Here is a 20,356-nt window from a genome sequence, read left to right as displayed (position 1 = left end):
TAAACCATCATAAGTATATATTAAAATAATCTTTTTAAGATATGAAAAAAATAAAAATCAATTTTAACTTGAAATTTATTCTTTATCAACAAAAAATTTTATTTTTTAAAAATTAAAAAATCAGGAAAAGAAAGATTATAAGAATTTGCTTTTATATTTAATTTCTGAATTCGATAAATATTTTTATTTGAATCGGATTGAGCATAAATATAAATCAAAATAAGCCTTAATATATCTTGATTAGTTTTCAAAATCATTTCTGAAGCTTTAAAAGAATTTTTTTTCTCTAAAAGTTCTTGAACGAAAACATTAATATTTTGAATATGAAAAAGATTTTTTTTATCTAAAAATAATCTTTTTTTTTCTTTCAAATTAAATTCTATTTCTTCCGGAATTGTTTGCAATGTAGATAAAGTTATTTCTTTTTTTGGAGCTCTTGGTTTATAAAAAGAAAATTCATCTAAATTTTTAATATTCCATAAATTAAAAAAAGAGGAACAATTTATTTTATCATCTAAAATTAATTTAATAGTATTGTTCAAAAGATTTTCTAAATTTTTTTTTCGATTGCTAAAAAATAAAATTTTATCACAAGCTGTCTGTAAATATTGTTCGTTCTTTTGATCTATAATTTGAATCAATTTATCTGTTGATGATAAATTTGTTTTAATTTCTTGAATTTGTTTTCGAATTAAATTATTGATATCTTCTTTGGAGTTCTTGTTTATATTTTTTATTTGTTCCTTCATTTGCTGAAAATAAACAGGATTCTTTTCTATTTCTTCGATAAAGAAATCAATTTGAATACAATATTTTAAAAAATTATCAGTTGTTTTTAAAATATAATAAGAAGAATCAAAAAAATTCTTTTTATAATCCGATAATAATTGTTCTAAAATATTTTGCAAATTATAATTAAAATTAATATTAATTAATTGATTATAAAATCTAAAAATATTAGATTTTAAAATTTTTAGTTTAGCAACAAGACTTTTTGTTTTTAAAATAGCTTCTTGAAAAGTAGTATACTTTTTTTCAGTAAGAAAAGATTTTAAAAGAGAATAAACACTATAAATATTTCCGATAGATTCCGAATTGATATGATTAAGAGTTTTTTTAAAAAAATAAATCATCTCTAAACTATAATCAAAAAAATTTAAATTAATAATATTATAACTAATTTTTTCTTCGCTTAACCAACCGTTTTTATTAAACAAAGCAATAACTCTTGAAGCTTTTTGTCGATTATTAGTAATTATTTCTTTTTCGTCTTCTTCTTGAAATAAAATTTCAGACTTTTCATCGAAATATTTTTCTAACACATTTAAAGCTATATTTTTATCAATATCAAAATTATCATCTTCATTAAATAATTCCTCTAAAAGAATAAGACAGTCAACATAAATATCTTTGTTGACAGACGACAATAATTGAAAAAAATTAGAAGGAATAATTTTAAATAAAAAAGACATATATTTACCTCCTTAAATATTTAAATTTTTAGAAATAAATAAAAAAATTAAAATGTAAAAAATAATTTTATATTTATTTCTAAAAAATATTATATATATTAAAAACGAGATAAAAATTTATCTCGTTTTATCAAATTTATCAGCAATCCAATTACCAATTAAATTTACAATTTGAACTAATAAAAATATGATTATAATATATGTTACAATTAGTTCTAATTGAGTAAATCCTGCTTTTTTAAAATTAAGATTACCGTTATTCCATCCATATGTATAAATTATACCACTTAACCCAGATTGACCTAAAATATGCAAAACACTAGAATAAGCTAATGAAGAAATAAAAAGCGAAACCAATTTTAATATTAAAAAGGATCTAGATTCTTTTAATAAAAAATATATAATAAATTGTTTTTTACTAGCTCCTAAGGTGTAAGCTGTTTGATAAATTTCCGGATTCATTTGTAAAAATATTTGTTCACAATTACGCGCAAACACAAAAATTAAAACAAAACTTAAACAAAAAAGAGCCGCTTTAAATCCATAATAGCATCTAAAATTAGGTCCTAAAAAATGATTAGTTATTAAAATAACTAACATCAAATATGGTGTAGAAAGAACAATATTAATTAAATTATTTATTAAAAAATAAGTTTTTGTTTTCTTTTTTATTTTTAATAAATATAAATATATAGCTAATAAAAAACCTAAAATAGAAGAAATAAAACAAGATAAAAAAGTTAATTTTACAGTTTCTAATAACCCTTCTAAAACTAAATAATTACTATTAGAAGAATCACTATTATGACTATAACTTAAAACTTTAAAAAAAGAAAAAAAGAAATTTTTCATAATTAATTATGTGAAATATTGATTAATTTTATTTGTTATTTTTTCTATCTCGTTAGAAGGTATAAAATCTCCGTTTTCATATTTTTGTTGAAAAAGATCAATTATTTTCTGTTTACTTAAAATTAATTTTAATTTTTTTATTAATTCGTCATCTTTATATTTTTCTTTTATTATCAAGGAAATTGTATTAGTTATAGCAAAATCATTAATTTCAGGTTTTGTGTATTTTTGAATAACATCTATTTCGCCATTTGAGACTCCTGCGACAGCGGGATAATTAATAAATAAATCATATTCATCGCTATTTTTAAATAATTGAACGCTGCTCAATAAAGTAACTCCTGATGGTATGCATATTTCTATATTTTTTGGAATATCAAAATCATTCTTGTCTAAAACATATTTTTTATCTTTTGTTTTTTGTTCAGTATCTTTTGCAATTTCTTTTCTCGATATAATTTTTAATTTTTCTAAAAAACGTAACATAATATTAATTTGAGCTTTATTATCACAAATCAAAATCTTTATTGGTTCGATTACTTGTTCTTTTATTCTCTCAAAATCTTCCCAATTTTTTATTTTATTTTTATTATTTCTGCGATTTTTGGTATTATATAATCCAATATGAGCCCAATATAAAGGGTGAACTGCCATTATTTTCGAATCAGAAAATTGTCCTGTATCATTCTCATCAATAGAATAAGGTAAATGAGAATCTAATTTAGCAATTACTTCATCATTCATTAATAATTTATGTGTTTGTGTATATTCATGAGGAATAAATTTTATGTCTAACTCCATATCTTTTTGTTGTAATTCATTTTTAATCTCATCTAATGTCAAAAAATCTTTTACATTAGGTAAAGCAGTAGCTATTTTTAATGTTTTTGTAGTGTTTTGTTCTTTTTTATTTATTAAAAACCACCACCCAAAAATAATCAAAACAATAATAATTAAAATAAAACCGATTTTTAAATACAAAAATTTTTGTATTTTATTCACTTTATTTTACCCAAACTATTTTTTATTTTTTTAAAAAAATTTCTTTATAAGACAACGATTTAAAATAATAAGAAGGTTTTAAATCTATAATTTGTTCTATTTGATTTTTATTCAAAATAGCAACCGAATTACATAAAGTTTGTATAACTGAACTATCATGAGAAATTATCACAATAGTCGTTTTTTTTATTTTATTTATTTTATAAAATAATTTTAAAATACTTTTGTTAACTGTTTCATCCAAAGATGAAGTAGGTTCGTCACAAAAAATAATTTTAGGATTATAAACTAAAGTCCTAGCAATAGCTGTCCTTTGTTTCTGACCTCCTGAAATTTGTTTAGGATATAATTCAATACAATCAGACAATCCCGCAAATTTTATAATTTCTAACACTTTTGTTTTAATTTCTTCTTTTGGATAATTTCTTATTTTTAAAGGTAAAGCTATATTATCAAAAACATTTAAATTAGATAAAAGATTAAAATTTTGCCAAATAGTACCACTTTCACGATAAGTAAAATTTTTAAAAATTTTAGTTTCTTTTCTTTTATCAGGTTGTTCTAAACCATTCATTATTTTTAATAAAGTAGTTTTACCAGAACCGGTTTTACCTACTAAACCGAAAATTTGTCCTTCAAAAATATTTAGATTTATTTTTTTTAAAATAGAAATATTTTTTTATTCATTGAATAAGTTTTATAAAGATTTTCTATTCTCAACATTATTTCTAAAAATAATAAAGTCTTTCTTATTGAAATTTAAATAATATTTTATTTTTTTGTATTTTATTGAAATAAAATACAAAAAAATAAAATTCAAATAATTTAACTAACTATTTATTTTTTTATTGTATATTTATCATTTGTAATAATAATTTCCAAGGAATACTAGCGCATTTAAATCTGCCAGGAAAATCTTTAATCGTCTCAAAAACAAGTAATTCGTCATCTAATAATTGTGGATCAAAAATTTCATTTTTTAACATATTACAAAAATGTTTTATTTTTTTTATAGCTAATATTAAATCATTTTTTTTTAAGCAAATAGACATTAAAGAAGCAGAAGCTATTAAAATAGCGCATCCTTTAACTTCATATTTAATATCTACAATATTTTTATTTTCGAATTTCACTTGAAGAATTATTTCGTCACTACAAGAAATATTTTTTTCTTTCATAACACAATAATTAATGAGTTCATTATTTTTAATTAAACCTTTATTAGAAGGATTATGATAATGTTTAACTATTAAATCACGATATAATTGATTCATCTTTTTAAATAAAAAACCTTCCGCATATTCATTAAAATAAATCAAAAGAAAATCTCTATTTTTTTTAAAATTTAAAAATAATCAAAGCATTAATTTTATTTTTTTTCGTTAACAAAATATATTTAGAAAATAAAGCTATGTCAAAATCTAAAACATAATCTACTTTATCAATAGATTTATGAAAAATCTTAATAGATTTAGATATTATCAATGTTCTAGCTTGTTTTTTAGAATCAGCTAATTTTGTTTCTAATAAAGCATCAACTAAAGAAATTTCTTTTTCTTTAACTTCTATAAAAACTAAATGTTTTTTTAATAAAACAAAATCATTTTCATTTAGCGCTTTTGATTTATTAAAAAACAAAATATTATTAACTTCAAAACATTCTTTGAAAATTTCTTTTCCATGAACAAAAGAAACAACTTGTTTAGCTAATTCTTTTTGAGCTAACCTATAAGAAGGATTCATCTTGACTTCTTTTTCTAATTCTAAAATCTTATCTACTTCTAATAAGGTTAACATTTTCAAATGATTAATAACATTTTGGTCATCAACATTTAAAAAAAATTGATAAATTTGATAAGAAGTTGTTATTTTTTCATCTAACCAAATGACATTTTTTTCGCTTTTACCAATTTTAACTCCTTTATTATCTAATAAAAGAGACATACTCATTCCAAAAGGTTTTTCGGATGATTCATCAAATTTTTTTTTCTAATCAATTCTAACCCAGCAGTAATATTCCCCCACTGATCAGAACCACCTAATTGTAAATTAACATTATATTTTTTATATAAAAAATAAAAATCTACAGCTTGTAAAATCATATAAGAAAATTCAGTATAAGAAATGCCTTTATCTAATCTTTTAGCTATTTTGTCTTTAGAAATCATATAATTAACATTAAAATATTTTCCGTAATCTCTTAAAAAATCAATAAGATTAATTTTAGATATCCATTCATAATTATCAACAAAAGTAACTTTATCTTCCGGTAAAATTTTCATTAATTGTTTTTTAATTTTAAAAAAATTTTTCTCAACATCTTCTAAAGATAATAATTTTCTTTCTTCTTTTTCTTTCGGATCGCCTATTAAAGAAGTAGCTCTCCCAAGTAAAATAAAAGGCTTATGTCCTTTCTTTTGCAATAATAAAATAGTTATAATTTGAACTAAATGACCAATAGTTAAAGAAATAGCTGTCGGATCAAAACCACAATAAAAATTAAGTTGCCCTTGGTTTAAAAGTTGTTCTAATTTTTTTTCATTGCTCAAATTTTTAATCAAATTACGCCATTTTAATTCTTGGAATAAAAACACAAAAAACCTCTTATCTATTTATATATTTGACAAATTAAAGAAAAAAAATAATTAATTAATAAATTATTTTTTTTCTTTAATCTTAATAGCTTTATTTGATAATTTTCTAATATAATATAATTTAGATCTACGTACTATACTACGACGTACAATCTCTATTTTTTCATAACAAGGAGAATGTACTGGAAAAATACGTTCTACTCCTACTCCTGCATAAACTTTTCTAACAGTAAAAGTTTCAGAAATATGACTTCCTTTACGACGAATAACTATACCTTCAAAAACTTGGATTCTTTTTTTATTTCCTTCTTCAATTTTATCAAAAACTTTTATAGTATCTCCTGGTTTAAAATCAGGGATGTTTCTTAAATTTTTTGAATTAATTGAATGAATTAATTGTTGCCCTTTAAAATTCATTTTCTCTTCCTTTATTTTCTTCTTTTTGAATTTCTATTAACAATTTTTTTGATTCTAAATCTAAATTTATTTTTTCTAATAAATCGGGTCTTTTAAAAAAAGTATTTCTTAAACTTTCTTTTTGGCGCCATTTATCAATTTTAGAATGATTCCCAGATAAAAGAATTTCAGGAACTTTATGTTCTTTATAATTTCTAGGTTTAGTATACTGAGGATATTTTAATAAACCAGTTTGATGCGAATCTCGAAGATAAGATTCTTGTTTGATTACGCCTGGCAAAAGCCTAATCAAAACATTCATTAAAATAATAGCTCCAAATTCTCCTCCAGTCAAAATATAATCTCCTATTGAAACCTCTTCATCAACATAATTTAAAATTCTTTCATCTATGCCTTCGTAATTTCCGCATAAAATTATTAAATGTGAATAATCTTTTGAATATTTAATAGCTTTATATTGATTCAATAAATTACCTTGGGGAGATAATAAAATTACCTTTGTTCTGTTCGTCCTTTTTATTTTTTGTAAACATTCATAAAAAGGTGGAAAAGATAACAACATTCCATCGTCTCCGCCATATGGAGTATCATCAACTTGATGATGTTTATTTTGGCTGTATTTTCTTAAATCATAAATATTAATTTGAACTTTATTTTTTTCTTGGGCTCTTTTCATAATTGAATTATTAAAAAGATTATCAAAAAAATTAGGAAAAATAGTAATAATATCGAATTGCATTATTTTATTTTAAATTAATATTTTTTTGTCTTTTAGCTCTTTTTAATAAATTAGTAACGGTTTTAGTTTTTTGAGAACCAACTGATAGCCATTTTTGAACTTTATCTAAATCTACATCAATTAAATTACGAAACGGTTCGTAAGTTCCTAAAATTTCTAAAAATTTACCATCTCTTTTGTTACGAGAATCCATAGAAACTATACGATAAAAAGGTCTTTTATGATTCCCTAAACGTTGTAAACGTATTTTTGTTGCCATTTTAAAACAACTCGCTTTCTTAAATTAATAATTTTAATTTTATTTACCTAGTCATTATTACGACCAAATAATAACATTAAAAGTTCAAATATTCTTAAAAAAATAGCAATAAAAAGCATTGAAAAACCTAAAGATAATTGCCATTCATATTTAATAGGCATACTGTTCATAATAACATTATCAACATAACGAAAATGTTCAATTAATATCAACGTTGAAAATATAATCATAAATAAATTAATAGGAATAGATATCATAGCATAATAAAATGCATCTTTACAACAAAACAATGCAACAAGTTCTATTATAAACAATACAAAAAATATAGAGCTCATTTTTTTGATTAATTGAGAATTGTCAATCTCTAATAAAGATCCTTTATAATACAAATATGATGTAACTACAAAAACCGAAGCAGTAGCAAATAAAGCCATTAAACAAATAGGCATAACATTAGTGTCTTTGCATAAATTTAACATAATGCCTACTGAAATTCCTGTAAATGCTGAATAAACAAAAGAACATACCTTGGATAATTCAACAGATTTAGTTCCAATTATAGAAGCGAAAAAAGTTATCAATGAAAAAATAAAAAATAATGGTAAAATAATAGATTTTATTCCTTCCCTGAAAGAATCTGTAAAAAACCAACTTACACCCGAAAAAAGAGAAACAACAAGTAATAATATAATTGTTTTCGCGGCTATTCCTGCACGTGTTACTCTATTTTGATAAATAATATTTGTTTTAGAAGTAAAGAAAAAATTATCTTTAATTCTTTCGAAAGTACCACTTATTTTAATTTTATCTCTTAACATTTTTTTAAATCCTCTTTATTATCCGATTTTTAAATCCTCTTTATTATCCGATTTAAAAACAAGAATAATTCATTTTTCAATTAATTTAAAAATAAAAAAATACACAAATATTATTTTATATATTAATTATAATATTTTTTTTATAATATTTGCTTAAAAAAATATTTTTTTAATTATAAATTATAATTTTAAATGAAATTTATAATTAAAAATCATTAATATGAAAATATTATTAAATTTTATTAAATAAATTAATTTTCTTTAAACATAAAAATAAATATTTTATTCTTCTGATATAATTTTTAAACTATCTTGTTTAATTTCTAATATTATCTTCTTATCATCACTTTCTTTTTGTAAAAGTTCTAATTTATTTTTTAACTCTTGTTCGTTTAAAAAAGGAATATTAGCGTAATTTAAAGATAAAGAAGTCGCTTCGCTCATATTTTCGACTTTAACAAAAACTGGAGCTATAGAATGAAATTTAGATAAAGCAATAGCATATTTTTTATCATCAACAACAATTGCTGATATAGGATATTGTAAAGAAATTTGAATCGCAGCAAAAGCTAAAAAATCTTCGAGTTTTTCAGAATTATACAATTGAGATATAAAATCGTAATTAACATTTTTTTCAGCTTCTTTTTGTATTTTAGCCATTGTCATAACTGCTTTTTCTGGATAAAGACCTGAAGCTGATTCGCCTGATAACATTGTAGCAGTTGCGCCTTCTAAAACAGCATTATAAACATCACTTGTTTCTGCTTTAGTAGGACGAGGATTTTTTTGCATAGATTCTAACATTTGAGTAGCCACAATAACAGGTTTTCCTGCATTTAAACAACTTTTAATTATATTTGTTTGATGAGAAGGAACTAATTCGCTATCAATTTCGATTCCTAAATCTCCACGAGCAATCATAATACCATCAGAAAACTCAATAATATCATCTAAATTATCTAAACCTTCTTGATTTTCTATTTTAGAAATAATTTTTACATTATGTTCTTCTTTAGAATCTAAAAGTTTCTTAACATCAAAAAGATCTTCTTTTCTTCTTACAAACGAAAGAGCTAAAAAATCATATTTATGTTTGCAGGCAAATAAAATATCATTTTTATCTTTTTCGGAAATATAAGGCATTTGCAATCTAATATTAGGAACATTAACACCTCTACGTGATTTCACTACATGAGTATTATTAGCTTTAACAACTAATTCACGCGTTTGCGAATTTTTTTTAATCACTTCTAAAGTTAAATAACCATCATCAATAAAAATAAAATTACCTTCTTTAATATCATCATATAAATCATAAGTTAAAGAAAATTTATCTTTAGTTCCTAAAACTTCATTAAAACAAATTCTTATTTCAGAATCTTTTTCTATTTGAACTGCTCCATCAAAATTATGAGTTCTAATTTCAGGTCCTTTAGTGTCAAGCATAGTTCCTAAATAACTATTATTTTCTTGATTAATTTCTTTAATAATTTGTAAAATTCTTTCGCTACCTTCATAATTAGCATGAGAAAAATTAAAACGAGCCACGCAAAGACCATTTTTAACTAAATTACTTAAAATTTCTTTTTTATCACAAGCAGGACCTAATGTAGATACTAATTTTACTTTATTAATCATTTTTTGAATAAACTTTCTTTTATTTTTTTAAAAACATTAAATATTTTTTTTATTTTTAAAGACTACTATGAAACCAACTAAACAACCAATTTTTTACGCCTGAAATGACAGATTCATCTTTTTTTTCATTTGTGTTTTCGTCTGTTTTTTCATTTATATTTTCATCTATTTTTTCATTTGTGTTTTCGTCTGTTTTTTCATTTATATTTTCATCTATTTTTTCATTTGCATTTTCATCTATTTTTTTTTGCATTTTTATCTGTTTTTTCATTTGTGTTTTTATCTGTTTTAGCCCCAAAAAGATTACAATTTTTAAACGGATTTGGTAAACTTGGCAAACCAAAATTTTTTATTTTGTTTGTTATTTCTTCTTTTAATTTAGTTGATAATTCTTCTTTTATTTCTCCAATTTTATCTTGCAAAATTGTATTTATATTTCCGCTAGTTTTTTGGATCTCTTTTTTTAATTGAGTTGATGATTCTTCTTTTATTTCCCCAATGTTATCTTGGAAATTTTTACTTAAATTTTTACTAATTTTTGTTATTTCTTCTTTTAATTGAGTTGATAATTCTTTTTTTATTTCCCCAATTTTATCTTGTAAAATTGTATTTATATTTCCGCTAATTTTTTCTATTTCTTTTTGTAATTTAGTTGATGATTCTTCTTTCATTTCCCAAATTTTATCTTGGAAATTTTTACTTAAATTTTGGCTAATTTTTGTTATTTCTTCTTTTAATTGAGTTGATAATTCTTTTTTTATTTCTTCTTCATCTTTTTGAAGTTTGGTATCCCATTTTTCAATTGTACTATTCAATTTTTTTGAAAAACTAAATAATTCTTCTTTTATTTCTTCTTCATCTTTTTGAAATTTGGTATCCCATTTGTCAATTGTACTATTCAATTTTTGAGATAAAGAATTAATTGAATCATTCATATTTTTCGAAACACTAGTTACTTCATCTTTTATTTCATCTGTAAAAGCATTTAATCTACTACATATAAATAAAACCACAAAAGCTAAAATTACAGTAATTAATAATAATATAATTTTTTTTGAAAAAATTTTTTTATTATTTTGTTCTAACATCAATTTTTATACTCCTTAAAAATTAATTTCTTAAATTAAAATTAAGATATAATTTTTCTTTTCGAAAACTTTTTAATTTTAAAAAAATAAAATATCATTCAAAATTATAACTTTTTATCGTTAGAAAAACAAAAAATAAAAACAAAAATATTTTTTGATTTAATATAAACATAATAAATAGTCTATTTTTAATTTAATAATTATATCCAAAATGATTTAAAAAATTATCATTGACAAAAAAATCACCAATAAAATTATTAAATTTATTTAAATTAATAAATTTAATAATTTTATTGGTGGAGATGAGGGGATTCGAACCCCTGTACAAAACTAATTCGTTTTTTAATGTCTACATACTTATTTTGTTTTTTCAAAACAAACAAACTAATTAATAAAAAAAATTAATATAATTCTGATTAGAATCATAAAAAATAATATCAAATTATAAAACTACTAATAGTAGTCTATATAATAAAATAATAAATTAAATTTCTTGACATAATATCAAGATTTAAAAAAATTGAGTTTATATAAAAATAAAAATTTTAGCTTTCGGATTTATAATAAAACTTTATCTATATTGATTATTCAATAAAATAATGAATTAAAAATAAATTTTTTTTAAGCAAAAGCTAATTGTCCTACGCCTTCAAATGAAGGAATAAAATTCATATTTACAGAAGGAACTTCTTTTTGTTTAGTATTGCCATTTATTTTAACCTCGAACATTTTTACTTGCGTTACCAAGATATGCATAAAAAACTCTTTAGTTTTGGCAAATTCCATAAACATCCCCGATTAATCATTTAATTTAATTAAATTATTCTTTAATATCCCTGCCTTTCGCAATTATAATTATACAATATTAATAATAAAAAAAATATAAAAAATAATAATTTTTATTTTGCATAACTTTTGAATTATTTATATATTATTTGATTTTGACAAAATTTATAATTTTAATTGAATGAAAAAGTGATATTTATCGAAAATATATCAATATATAAATGATTTTTTTAATTTGTCAATTTCTATATTCTGTTGATAGCTTCTGTCAATAATTCTTTAATTCGTGCATCTGTATCTTTATCATTTAAATTTTTGTCAATCATTAAAACTTCTATAAATAAATCTGCTATAATATTTATAAAAAAATCCGAATTTTCAAAAACATAAATAGTAAAAAAATTTTTTTGGGATTCTTGACTATTTGCATTCTGTAAAATAAATTTTTCCAAAAATTCTTTCCTTAATTTTAATTTATTTGTTTCTTCTTTATTTGAATCTGTTAGTTTTTTATTTATTTCCGATTCTATTTCATTTATCCTATCTTTGACTTGTGTTATGCTTGCTTGACGTGTAATATTAAAAAATTTATTTTCTTTTAAAAAATCTTTATAAACGTCTTCAGAAGTTAAATGTTTTAAAAAAAACCAAGAAGCTAACATCTCGTCTTTATTTTTAGAATAAAATAAATTAACATTTGAACCTTGTAAAATATTTTTATTTGATTCAGAATTAACAGTAGGCACATTTGTATAACCCAATTTAGGAATAAAAGCATTGTCTATGCATAAATTGTCTAACCTTCTTGTTGATGTAATATAAAAAGCAATATTGTTGTTAATAAGAAGTTCAGGAACTTTATCTTCTTCGCCAGTCAATTTTCCTAAAGTTAAATGTTTATTATCATATCTGGTTTTAAATTCTTGCAGTAATTCTTGAACTTCAGAGTTATGTAAAAAATCTTGAGTTTGTTCTTTTGTTAATGGGTAATTTATTCCTTTTTGTTGAGTAGAAATTATAAATAAATTAGATTCGCTATCAACAACTATTGGTATAAAATCTTTTTTATTTGAATCTTTTAATATTTTAGATATTTCATCCATTTGAACCCATGACAATGAATCTTTTGCTATTTCCCCTTTGTCATTTATTAATTCAGGAATTTTATCATGGATAGATTTTAATAAATCTTTATTATAAAACATAATTTCTGTTGTTTTTAAAAAAGGTAAATAATAATAATGTTTTATTTTGTCTTCTATTTGAATCGGTGCGAAATAATATGGTAAAAAATCATTTTGTTTATTGTTTTTAAAATCTTCATCTTTATCTATAAAAGCATCTAAAGGAAGTACTTTATTAGATTTATGATAAAATCCCACATGATCAGGATAAGAAACAACTAAATTAGGTTGTTTATCAACAGTTAAAGCGTTAGAAACATGTTTAAATATTTGTCCCCAATTTCCTTTATTATCTTCTAAAACTTCGATACCAGGATAATCTTTTTCAAAATCTTGAATAATCTTGTTTAATACTTTTCTTTCTTCCGCATATAAATTATGCCAAAAAGTAATTTTAACCTTTTTTTTAGAATTTTTGAAATATTCTTTAGCGTCTTTGAATTCGTCTATTGTTAATTGAAAAGGTTCTTCTTTTAAATTGGTTTTTTTACGAATAGCAATTATATTAAAAATAAAAGCAATATTAAATAACAATAAAAAATAACCGAAAAGAAATAAAAAATTTTTAATTTTATCCCTTGATACCACTTTTATTTTCTCCTGAGACGATATATTTTCTAAAAAAATAAAAATCAAATTTTAGTTCTTTAGTTTTATTTTAAGGGGTTATTTTGATTATTACGTTTATTCCTGATCAGTACCTTTTAACCACATCAATGTCCAACAAATACTTAATTTAAGTAAAAAATAAAATTTAATTTTAAAAGTTAAACTTTTAAAATAAAAATTGTTTAAATTAGTTATGACAGTGTGATTTTTTTTATTTAACTTGACAAAAAAATTTTTTTATGATAATTTAAAAATAAGAAGAATATTAAAAAAAAAACTAAAAAATACAAAAAATCATTTCTAAAAACTAATTATTTAAGATAATTAAATTATGATCTTGTTTGATTCTTTTGTTTTTCTGAAAAGTTATTTTTAAAGATAAATAACTTATATTAAAATAATATAAAAATATATAAAAAATTTCAAAAATTAAGAAAGTAATAAGAAAATGGGAAACAGAAAAGAACTTTTAAATAAAAGAAAAAAAATATCAAACGAACAAGAAGAATTATTAAGAAAAAAAATAAAAGAATTCAAAATTAAATTAGAAAAAGAAATTGAATATAAAGAACCATTAATGGAAGAAATAAAAGAATTAGAATATAAAAATGATAATCATAATTTAAATCATGAATATTATGAAAACAACGACGACGATGAATATGAAGACGACGACGATGATGAATATGAAGATGACGATGAATATGAAGATGACGATGAAGAAGATGATGACGATGATGATGAATATGAAGATGACGATGAAGAAGATGATGACGATGATGATGAATATGAAGATGACGATGAAGAAGATGACGATGAAGAAGATGACGATGACGACAATGATGACGATGATGAATATGAAGATGACGACGATGATAACGAAGATGATGACGATGAAGATAAAGATTATTAATTAATTATAATTTTTATAAAAAAAATTAAATTTTTAGAAACAAATAAAATAAAAAAAGATTATCAAATGATAATCTTTTTTTATTTTAAACCATTTATAAAAATTTAATTTTTTTATTTTTTAATAAAACAAAAATCTCTATAACAATATATAATTTGGTATAATTAAATTTTTTTTAAAAATATTTTTTAAATACGAATACGACAAACATTTTTATCAAAAAAATACTAAAAAAATTTATTAAAAACTAATTACTAGTAGTTTAAACTATTTTTTTCAATTTGCTAACATAAAATCAAAAAAATCAAAATTAAATTTTAATTTTTGAATTTTATTTTGAGTGTTAATTCTAATTATTTTTGTCTTATGGATGTATTATTTTAATATTGGAGGAATGGCATTTCAATTTACTAATTTTTTTTTAATTTTTTTATATTTGCCTATTAAAATTAAAATTCCTGGAAAAATCCCAAAACAAAGAGAAAAAATACCTGATGATATTTCTGTTTCTTGTGTTACCTCGCTACCACATACACTTGCAAGAGGTATTAAAAATCCAAAAAACACAAGACCCAAAATACCTGCTAACATTTTTGTGTCTTTTCTTACCTTACCATTAAATACATTTAAAAATAAAATAACAAAAGGTATTCCAAGTCCGAAAATAATACACAAAACACAACTAGGTATTATACATAAAACACATCCAATTTTAGTTGCTAATCCGACTCTATATTTCATATTATTTTTTCCTATCTAATATTTATAACTGAATTTTCTTTATTCATTAAAATATCTTTTTATATTTATTAAAAGAATATTATATAACTTTTAAAATAAAAATTGTCTTTCTTCACAAAAAAATATTTAAATTTATAATTTGTTCCTAAATAAATAAATTGCCAAAGTATCATATAATAATTATATTATCTATATATTTTCAATTTAAAAAGTTTACTCTTGATTAAATAAACCTACATTTTATATATTAACATAAATTAAAAAATAATAAAATTAATATATGCAAATCAATCAGTAAATGTATAAAAAAAATTGAAAAAATTAACAACTATTAATTAATTGCAAATTTTCTATTTATTTAAAAAAATTATTTCTTATTTTTTTGTTTTAATAATTCAAAAGCCAAATCTGTCGCTATCCTGCCCCGAGCAGTTCTTTTAATATATCCTTCTTTGATCAAATAAGGTTCATAAACTTCTTCAATAGTAAAAATTTCTTCTCCAATTGTTGCTGCAATATTTTTAATACCTACTGGACCACCATTAAATTTAGAAATTAAATTTTGTAAATAATTAAAATCTGTAGCATCTAAACCATTTTCATCTATTTGTAACTTTTCTAAAGTATGTAAAGTTATATCATAAGTAATATTTTTTTTTGAATAAATTTCAGCAAAATCTCTAACTCTTCGAAATAAACGATTAGCTATCCTTGGAGTTCCTCTACTTCTTTTAGCTAGTTCTTCTAAGGCTTTTTCTTCTATCTCGTTGCCATAAACAGAAGCTGTTCTTTTAATAATTAACTCCAACTCATCTTTTTGATAATAATCCAACTTTAAAATCAAACCAAAACGATCTCTTAAAGGAAAAGCGATATTTCCAAATTTAGTAGTCGCTCCAATTAAAGAAAAAGGAGGCAAATCGATCCTAATTGTTCTTTTTTCATCATTTTTACCAATGACAACATCTAAAACATAATCCTCCATCGCTGAATATAAAATTTCTTCAACGTTTTTAGGCAGACTATGAATTTCATCAATAAATAAAATATCTCCTGTTTGCAAATTACTCAAAAGAATGGCTATATCGCCAATTTTTTCAATATTAGAACCACTGGTAACTTGAAAATTAACTCCTAATTCATTGGCGATAATTTTAGCTAAAGTAGTTTTGCCTAAACCAGGAGGCCCATAAAACAAAAGATGATCTATTGATTCTTTTCTTTTTTGAGCCGCTTTCAAATAAACGAATAAAATTTTTTTAATTTGAGTTTGACCTATATATTCGTGTAATCTTTGAGGTCTCAAAAATTTTTTATTTTCTTCGGTTTGTTCTTTTTTATCGTCCCATGTTTTTAAATCTTTCATAATTTAATATCCTTAAAAATTATTTCATCATTAATGATAAAGCTTCTTTAACAATAATTTCTATTTCTTTATTAAAATCTAATTTATTGATAACTTTATCAATTTCTTTATTTTTGAATCCTAAATTAATCAATACTTCTTTAACATCTCTTTGTTTCGGATTTAATAAAATTTTATTAATTTGAAAAAAGTCATTATTTTGTAAATGAAAAATAATTTGTTGTGCTGTTTTTTGACCGATTCCTGGAAATTTCAATAAATAAGAAACATTATTTTCGGATATGGCTTTTTGAATTTCTTGAAAAAAATCTTGATTAGTAAGTAAAATAGCGCTTTTCGGCCCAATACCTGGAATAGCGATTAATTTTTTAAAAAAAAATAAAATTTGAGTATTTAAAAAACCATATAAAAAATGAATATTTTCTTTAATATAAAAATAAGTAAACAATTTTACTTCTTGATTTATAGAAAAAACATATGGATTAGAAAAACCAATGTGATAACCAATACCATTATTATCTAAGACAACACTATCATTTTGAATAGATGTTACTTTACCTTTAATATAAAAATACATATTAAAAATATATAATCCTTTTTATTAATTTATTTCCGAAAATATCATTTTCTTAAAATTTAGTTATGTTATAATATTATAATATATAATAATATATTTAATATACATTAATAACGAAATAAATTTAAATTCTTTAAAATAAATGAAAGTTGATTTTAATTTAATATGACTTTATCAAAACAATTTATATCACCTTTAAAAGTGCCCAATAATGATAAAGATATCCCAGAATATAACTTGTCGCTAGAAATAAAAGAATTAGAAATCTTTTTGGAAAAAATAATTTTTTCGAAGACTTTAAAAAACAATTATTATTTTATCAAAAACTTAAGCAAGAACAATTTAAGGATAACAGTAATTTAAAGCAAAATTTTTTATTTAAAATAAACAAATTAAATATCAAACACAAAGATAATATATCCAAAATTATAAATCAAACAAAAGCATATCCAAAAAAAGATAAAATAAATTACGAAGATTATGACTTTATAATTCGAAAAATAAAAAATAAAATAGAACAAAAAAAAATAGAAAAAGAAAAAATTTATCAAAAATTCAAAGTAAAACAAGAAAAAACAAAAAAAATAATGAACAATGTTTCGAAAATACCCTTAAAATCGAAAAAGAAAAAATTTTACAAAAAGAAAAATTAAACAAAATTTTTGTAGAAAAGAACCAAATATTATCAGAAAAAATCAAAAATATTACTTATGATATTATAAAAGATTTTGAACAAAAACATATCCATTCTAATAATCAAATTAACCAAATAAAACAAAAACATAAAAAGCAAATATTAAATATCGAAATAAAATATAATTCCTATTTGAACCAAATACAAAAAGAACAAAAAGAAGAAGAAGAAAATTTTGCGAAAACAATTCAAAAAAATAATATTTTTTTTCAAAAAAAATTAAATCAACATAATAAAATTTTAAACGAAATACAGCAAAATTTTTTTCAAAAAGAAAATAACTTAAAAGAAAAAACCAAAAAACTAATTCAAACAAATAAATTAAAAATGTTTTTTATTCCGGAATTTACAAACAATACAAAAAATAAAAATTTTATTATATTATTGAAAACAAATAAGCGAAATAAAATAGAGAATCTTAAAAATCTATATCTTTGGCAATTAAAATATATATTTTTAAAATCATTAAGCCAAAAAAACATCAAAATTATTAATATCGAACATAATTTGAGAGAAAAAAATAATAATTTAAAAATACAACAAAATAAATTTTCTTGTCAAAAAGAAAAAGAAATGATCGATAATCATTTTCTAAAAGAAATTAAATTTTTAGAATTAAATTTTAAAATTGCTGAAATAATAAAAAATATAAAAATATAAATAAAGAATTAATAGAAAACAAAGAACAAAACGAAATAAAATATTCTTATGAACATAACAAATATAAAGTAGATATCGAATTAAACCGCTTAGAACATCATAAAAAAAACAATAACCGCTCAACAAGAAAAAGAAAAAAAGAAACTTTAATTCAAATTCAATCAAAAATCGAACTTATAAAATTCGATTTCCGATATTTAGAAAATATAATTCAAAATATTAACCAAATAATAAATTTAAATAAAAAAATAATAGATTTAGAACAAATACATTACAAAAATAATATTTGCAAAAAAATAAATTTCGAACAACAAACAGAATTTTTCCATAAAAGAACTAATATGGAAACATTAGAAATAGAATACGATATCGAAAAATATTTTTTGTATAAAAAAAATATTTTAGAGAATTTGATTTTATTCATCGATTATATGGATTCTAAAAATCAAATACAAAACAATTTATTTCATAACCTTAAAAATCAATTAAAAAAATATTTAAAACAAAAAAAATATCAAACAAAAGAATTAATAAGAATACAAAATTTATGTAAATTATTTTTCCATAATTTACAAAATAAACAATTTGATTTTCTTAATATATTAAGAGAAAAAATCGATCATTTAGAACAATTAAATATTCAAAAACAAATTGATTTGTATAATAATATTTGTAAATATACCAAAAAAAATATTTTTTATATTCATGATTTAATTAATAAAAATAAAAAAGATTACCTTTCAATAGAAAATGAAATTAAAATTTATGAAAAAAATTATATCTTATTAAAAAGAACCACTATTTTATTAAAAGAAAAAAAACAACAAAAACAATTACAAAAAGAAAAATATATTCAAAAAATCAAAAAAATTCAAGAAAAACACGTAAACAAACATATTTTATATCAAAATAAAATCTCTTTTTATTTAAATAAAATAACTAATTTAAAAACAAATCCATCTTTAATCAAAAAAATTTATTTGAAATTTTGTATAAAAAAATCATTTCTTATTATTTAAAAGAGTTGAAAAATATCCAATTTCTAAATAAATTTCTAAATAAAGAATACATTTATTTATCAAAAATTAAAAATAATTTTAATAAAGATATAAAATTAGAAAAAGAAGAATTACTTAACCAAGCATATCAAAAAATGATATGGCTATCTGAAAATTTTTTAAAAATAACTCAAGAAATACATAAAATAAATATCCAAAAAACAAAAAAAATACAAATAAAAGAAAAATATCATCTTGATAATCATTTTCTAAATGAAAAAAAAATATTCGAAAATAAATTACATCCAAGAAGAAAAGAAGATATTCTTATTAAAGAAAATTTTAAAGATATTTTAATTGAAATTCAAAACCATTTTCACAAAAGATTAAATCAAATAGAAATAGAAAAAGTAAATAAAGAAAACGACTTAATCCAAAAATTGAATATCCAAAAACAATTATTCTTAAAAAAACAAAAAATAGAAAAAGAAAAAATGATTTAATAACAAAAATGCAAGAAAAAGAAGAAAAAAATATTCTTATTATAAAAACAAAAATACAAAAAAAATATAAGTCAAATGATTTGTTTTTATCAAAACAAAGAAACAAAAAGAAAAAAAATTTTAAAAAAAAAATTCTTATTTTTCTTTAATAAAAAAAATTAATATATTGAAAATAAAAATATTTGTTTATTTAAAAAATATAAAAAACAAATTAGAATTAAAAAAAACTTATTCCCAAAATAAAAAAAAACTAAATCATAAAATAAAAATACAATTATTTTTATACAACGAATTTATTCTCTTTTTATAAATTAACAATAATTTTTTCAAATATTATATAATATTAAGTATATATAAAAAAATAAAATTTTTATATTTTTATTATTTTTTTGAAATATTATTTCAAATATATTTCTTTTTAATTATTTACATTATTTAATTTAAAA

23 protein-coding genes are annotated in these 20,356 nt (G+C 20.5%); 4 read left to right on the top strand and 19 right to left on the bottom strand.

Features of this window, described 5'->3' with window-relative positions; translation table 11 throughout:
- Window positions 1-98: 98 nt before the first annotated feature.
- From JNO41_RS01545 to JNO41_RS01470, 16 genes are all read right to left on the bottom strand, one after another.
- Window positions 99-1,472, bottom strand: a complete 1,374-nt coding sequence (locus JNO41_RS01545) for a Wadjet anti-phage system protein JetA family protein (protein WP_121464138.1) — start codon at window positions 1,470-1,472, stop codon at window positions 99-101.
- 117 nt (window positions 1,473-1,589) lie between these two features.
- A complete protein-coding gene (locus tag JNO41_RS01540; protein WP_121464137.1) occupies window positions 1,590-2,324 on the bottom strand; it encodes an ABC transporter permease subunit in 735 nt (244 codons plus the stop codon).
- Window positions 2,325-2,330: 6 nt separating this feature from the next.
- Entirely contained in the window at window positions 2,331-3,326 is a 996-nt protein-coding gene (locus tag JNO41_RS01535) for a hypothetical protein (protein ID WP_121464136.1), read from the bottom strand.
- 22 nt (window positions 3,327-3,348) lie between these two features.
- Window positions 3,349-3,954, bottom strand: coding sequence for an ATP-binding cassette domain-containing protein (locus JNO41_RS01530; protein WP_432729667.1), 606 nt, complete (start codon window positions 3,952-3,954; stop codon window positions 3,349-3,351).
- A 217-nt stretch (window positions 3,955-4,171) separates the two neighbouring features.
- Window positions 4,172-4,600, bottom strand: a complete 429-nt coding sequence (sufU, locus tag JNO41_RS01525) for a Fe-S cluster assembly sulfur transfer protein SufU (RefSeq protein ID WP_121464134.1) — start codon at window positions 4,598-4,600, stop codon at window positions 4,172-4,174.
- Between the two features lie 64 nt (window positions 4,601-4,664).
- Complete coding sequence (locus tag JNO41_RS01520) at window positions 4,665-5,270, bottom strand: hypothetical protein (protein WP_432729645.1); 606 nt, start codon at window positions 5,268-5,270, stop codon at window positions 4,665-4,667.
- A 2-nt stretch (window positions 5,271-5,272) separates the two neighbouring features.
- Window positions 5,273-5,920 (bottom strand): tyrosine--tRNA ligase, encoded by a 648-nt coding sequence (tyrS, locus tag JNO41_RS01515; RefSeq protein WP_432729643.1) that lies wholly within the window; start codon window positions 5,918-5,920, stop codon window positions 5,273-5,275.
- A 63-nt stretch (window positions 5,921-5,983) separates the two neighbouring features.
- Window positions 5,984-6,337 (bottom strand): 50S ribosomal protein L19, encoded by a 354-nt coding sequence (gene rplS, locus JNO41_RS01510; protein ID WP_121464132.1) that lies wholly within the window; start codon window positions 6,335-6,337, stop codon window positions 5,984-5,986.
- The gene (trmD, locus tag JNO41_RS01505; RefSeq protein ID WP_121464131.1) at window positions 6,327-7,076 is read right to left on the bottom strand and encodes a tRNA (guanosine(37)-N1)-methyltransferase TrmD; all 750 of its coding nucleotides are present in this window, start codon (window positions 7,074-7,076) and stop codon (window positions 6,327-6,329) included. The genes rplS and trmD overlap by 11 nt, the downstream gene beginning before the upstream one ends.
- 4 nt (window positions 7,077-7,080) lie before the next feature.
- On the bottom strand, window positions 7,081-7,335 hold the full coding sequence (gene rpsP / locus JNO41_RS01500) for a 30S ribosomal protein S16 (protein ID WP_121464130.1): 255 nt from the start codon (window positions 7,333-7,335) through the stop codon (window positions 7,081-7,083).
- A 47-nt stretch (window positions 7,336-7,382) separates the two neighbouring features.
- Entirely contained in the window at window positions 7,383-8,153 is a 771-nt protein-coding gene (locus tag JNO41_RS01495; protein WP_121464129.1) for a Bax inhibitor-1/YccA family membrane protein, read from the bottom strand.
- Between the two features lie 282 nt (window positions 8,154-8,435).
- Entirely contained in the window at window positions 8,436-9,791 is a 1,356-nt protein-coding gene (gene pyk, locus JNO41_RS01490; RefSeq protein ID WP_236628357.1) for a pyruvate kinase, read from the bottom strand.
- Between the two features lie 55 nt (window positions 9,792-9,846).
- Window positions 9,847-10,044 (bottom strand): hypothetical protein, encoded by a 198-nt coding sequence (locus JNO41_RS01485; protein ID WP_152031107.1) that lies wholly within the window; start codon window positions 10,042-10,044, stop codon window positions 9,847-9,849.
- Window positions 10,025-10,879 carry a hypothetical protein gene (locus JNO41_RS01480; RefSeq protein ID WP_121464127.1) on the bottom strand — a complete coding sequence of 285 codons (855 nt, stop codon included), beginning with the start codon at window positions 10,877-10,879 and terminating at the stop codon, window positions 10,025-10,027. Before JNO41_RS01480 ends, JNO41_RS01485 begins: the two co-directional genes overlap by 20 nt.
- A 621-nt stretch (window positions 10,880-11,500) precedes the next feature.
- Window positions 11,501-11,665 (bottom strand): hypothetical protein, encoded by a 165-nt coding sequence (locus JNO41_RS01475; RefSeq protein ID WP_161554990.1) that lies wholly within the window; start codon window positions 11,663-11,665, stop codon window positions 11,501-11,503.
- Between the two features lie 245 nt (window positions 11,666-11,910).
- Window positions 11,911-13,437, bottom strand: coding sequence for an ABC transporter substrate-binding protein (locus JNO41_RS01470; protein WP_161554989.1), 1,527 nt, complete (start codon window positions 13,435-13,437; stop codon window positions 11,911-11,913).
- Between the two features lie 469 nt (window positions 13,438-13,906).
- Between JNO41_RS01470 and JNO41_RS01465 the strand changes: the two genes are divergently transcribed.
- Window positions 13,907-14,371 (top strand): hypothetical protein, encoded by a 465-nt coding sequence (locus JNO41_RS01465; RefSeq protein ID WP_201736610.1) that lies wholly within the window; start codon window positions 13,907-13,909, stop codon window positions 14,369-14,371.
- 402 nt (window positions 14,372-14,773) lie between these two features.
- Here JNO41_RS01465 and JNO41_RS01460 read toward each other — a convergent pair whose 3' ends face one another.
- The 3 genes from JNO41_RS01460 to ruvA all read right to left on the bottom strand — a co-directional run bounded on the left by JNO41_RS01460 (window position 14,774) and on the right by ruvA (window position 17,055).
- Window positions 14,774-15,112: a hypothetical protein gene (locus JNO41_RS01460; protein ID WP_121464125.1), complete on the bottom strand. Its 339-nt coding sequence runs from the start codon at window positions 15,110-15,112 to the stop codon at window positions 14,774-14,776.
- A gap of 367 nt (window positions 15,113-15,479) precedes the next feature.
- A complete protein-coding gene (gene ruvB, locus JNO41_RS01455; protein WP_121464124.1) occupies window positions 15,480-16,478 on the bottom strand; it encodes a Holliday junction branch migration DNA helicase RuvB in 999 nt (332 codons plus the stop codon).
- A gap of 19 nt (window positions 16,479-16,497) precedes the next feature.
- Window positions 16,498-17,055, bottom strand: coding sequence for a Holliday junction branch migration protein RuvA (ruvA, locus tag JNO41_RS01450; RefSeq protein ID WP_121464123.1), 558 nt, complete (start codon window positions 17,053-17,055; stop codon window positions 16,498-16,500).
- Window positions 17,056-17,881: 826 nt separating this feature from the next.
- Between ruvA and JNO41_RS01445 the strand changes: the two genes are divergently transcribed.
- From JNO41_RS01445 to JNO41_RS01435, 3 genes are all read left to right on the top strand, one after another.
- Complete coding sequence (locus tag JNO41_RS01445; protein WP_432729637.1) at window positions 17,882-18,409, top strand: hypothetical protein; 528 nt, start codon at window positions 17,882-17,884, stop codon at window positions 18,407-18,409.
- Window positions 18,410-18,750: 341 nt separating this feature from the next.
- The gene (locus JNO41_RS01440) at window positions 18,751-19,428 is read left to right on the top strand and encodes a hypothetical protein (protein ID WP_432729635.1); all 678 of its coding nucleotides are present in this window, start codon (window positions 18,751-18,753) and stop codon (window positions 19,426-19,428) included.
- 5 nt (window positions 19,429-19,433) lie between these two features.
- Complete coding sequence (locus JNO41_RS01435) at window positions 19,434-19,910, top strand: hypothetical protein (RefSeq protein ID WP_432729633.1); 477 nt, start codon at window positions 19,434-19,436, stop codon at window positions 19,908-19,910.
- Window positions 19,911-20,356: the final 446 nt, after the last annotated feature.

This window comes from 'Prunus avium' virescence phytoplasma (assembly GCF_050916135.1).
GTDB lineage: Bacteria > Bacillota_I > Bacilli_A > Acholeplasmatales > Acholeplasmataceae > Phytoplasma > Phytoplasma ziziphi.
The sequence above is the reverse complement of the archived record's forward strand: the minus strand, read 5'-3'. Positions and strand labels throughout refer to the sequence as shown.

What these genes read in the sequence shown, in the direction of transcription:
- JNO41_RS01545 (WP_121464138.1), bottom strand. Translation starts at nt 1,472, where the DNA reads ATGTCTTTTTTATTTAAAATTATTCCTTCTAATTTTTTTCAATTATTG.
- JNO41_RS01540 (WP_121464137.1), bottom strand. Translation starts at nt 2,324, where the DNA reads ATGAAAAATTTCTTTTTTTCTTTTTTTAAAGTTTTAAGTTATAGTCAT.
- sufU (WP_121464134.1), bottom strand. Translation starts at nt 4,600, where the DNA reads ATGAATCAATTATATCGTGATTTAATAGTTAAACATTATCATAATCCT.
- JNO41_RS01520 (WP_432729645.1), bottom strand. Translation starts at nt 5,270, where the DNA reads ATGTCTCTTTTATTAGATAATAAAGGAGTTAAAATTGGTAAAAGCGAA.
- rplS (WP_121464132.1), bottom strand. Translation starts at nt 6,337, where the DNA reads ATGAATTTTAAAGGGCAACAATTAATTCATTCAATTAATTCAAAAAAT.
- trmD (WP_121464131.1), bottom strand. Translation starts at nt 7,076, where the DNA reads ATGCAATTCGATATTATTACTATTTTTCCTAATTTTTTTGATAATCTT.
- rpsP (WP_121464130.1), bottom strand. Translation starts at nt 7,335, where the DNA reads ATGGCAACAAAAATACGTTTACAACGTTTAGGGAATCATAAAAGACCT.
- JNO41_RS01495 (WP_121464129.1), bottom strand. Translation starts at nt 8,153, where the DNA reads ATGTTAAGAGATAAAATTAAAATAAGTGGTACTTTCGAAAGAATTAAA.
- pyk (WP_236628357.1), bottom strand. Translation starts at nt 9,791, where the DNA reads ATGATTAATAAAGTAAAATTAGTATCTACATTAGGTCCTGCTTGTGAT.
- JNO41_RS01485 (WP_152031107.1), bottom strand. Translation starts at nt 10,044, where the DNA reads ATGCAAAAAAAAATAGATGAAAATGCAAATGAAAAAATAGATGAAAAT.
- JNO41_RS01480 (WP_121464127.1), bottom strand. Translation starts at nt 10,879, where the DNA reads ATGTTAGAACAAAATAATAAAAAAATTTTTTCAAAAAAAATTATATTA.
- JNO41_RS01475 (WP_161554990.1), bottom strand. Translation starts at nt 11,665, where the DNA reads ATGGAATTTGCCAAAACTAAAGAGTTTTTTATGCATATCTTGGTAACG.
- JNO41_RS01465 (WP_201736610.1), top strand. Translation starts at nt 13,907, where the DNA reads ATGGGAAACAGAAAAGAACTTTTAAATAAAAGAAAAAAAATATCAAAC.
- JNO41_RS01460 (WP_121464125.1), bottom strand. Translation starts at nt 15,112, where the DNA reads ATGAAATATAGAGTCGGATTAGCAACTAAAATTGGATGTGTTTTATGT.
- ruvB (WP_121464124.1), bottom strand. Translation starts at nt 16,478, where the DNA reads ATGAAAGATTTAAAAACATGGGACGATAAAAAAGAACAAACCGAAGAA.
- ruvA (WP_121464123.1), bottom strand. Translation starts at nt 17,055, where the DNA reads ATGTATTTTTATATTAAAGGTAAAGTAACATCTATTCAAAATGATAGT.
- JNO41_RS01440 (WP_432729635.1), top strand. Translation starts at nt 18,751, where the DNA reads ATGGAAACATTAGAAATAGAATACGATATCGAAAAATATTTTTTGTAT.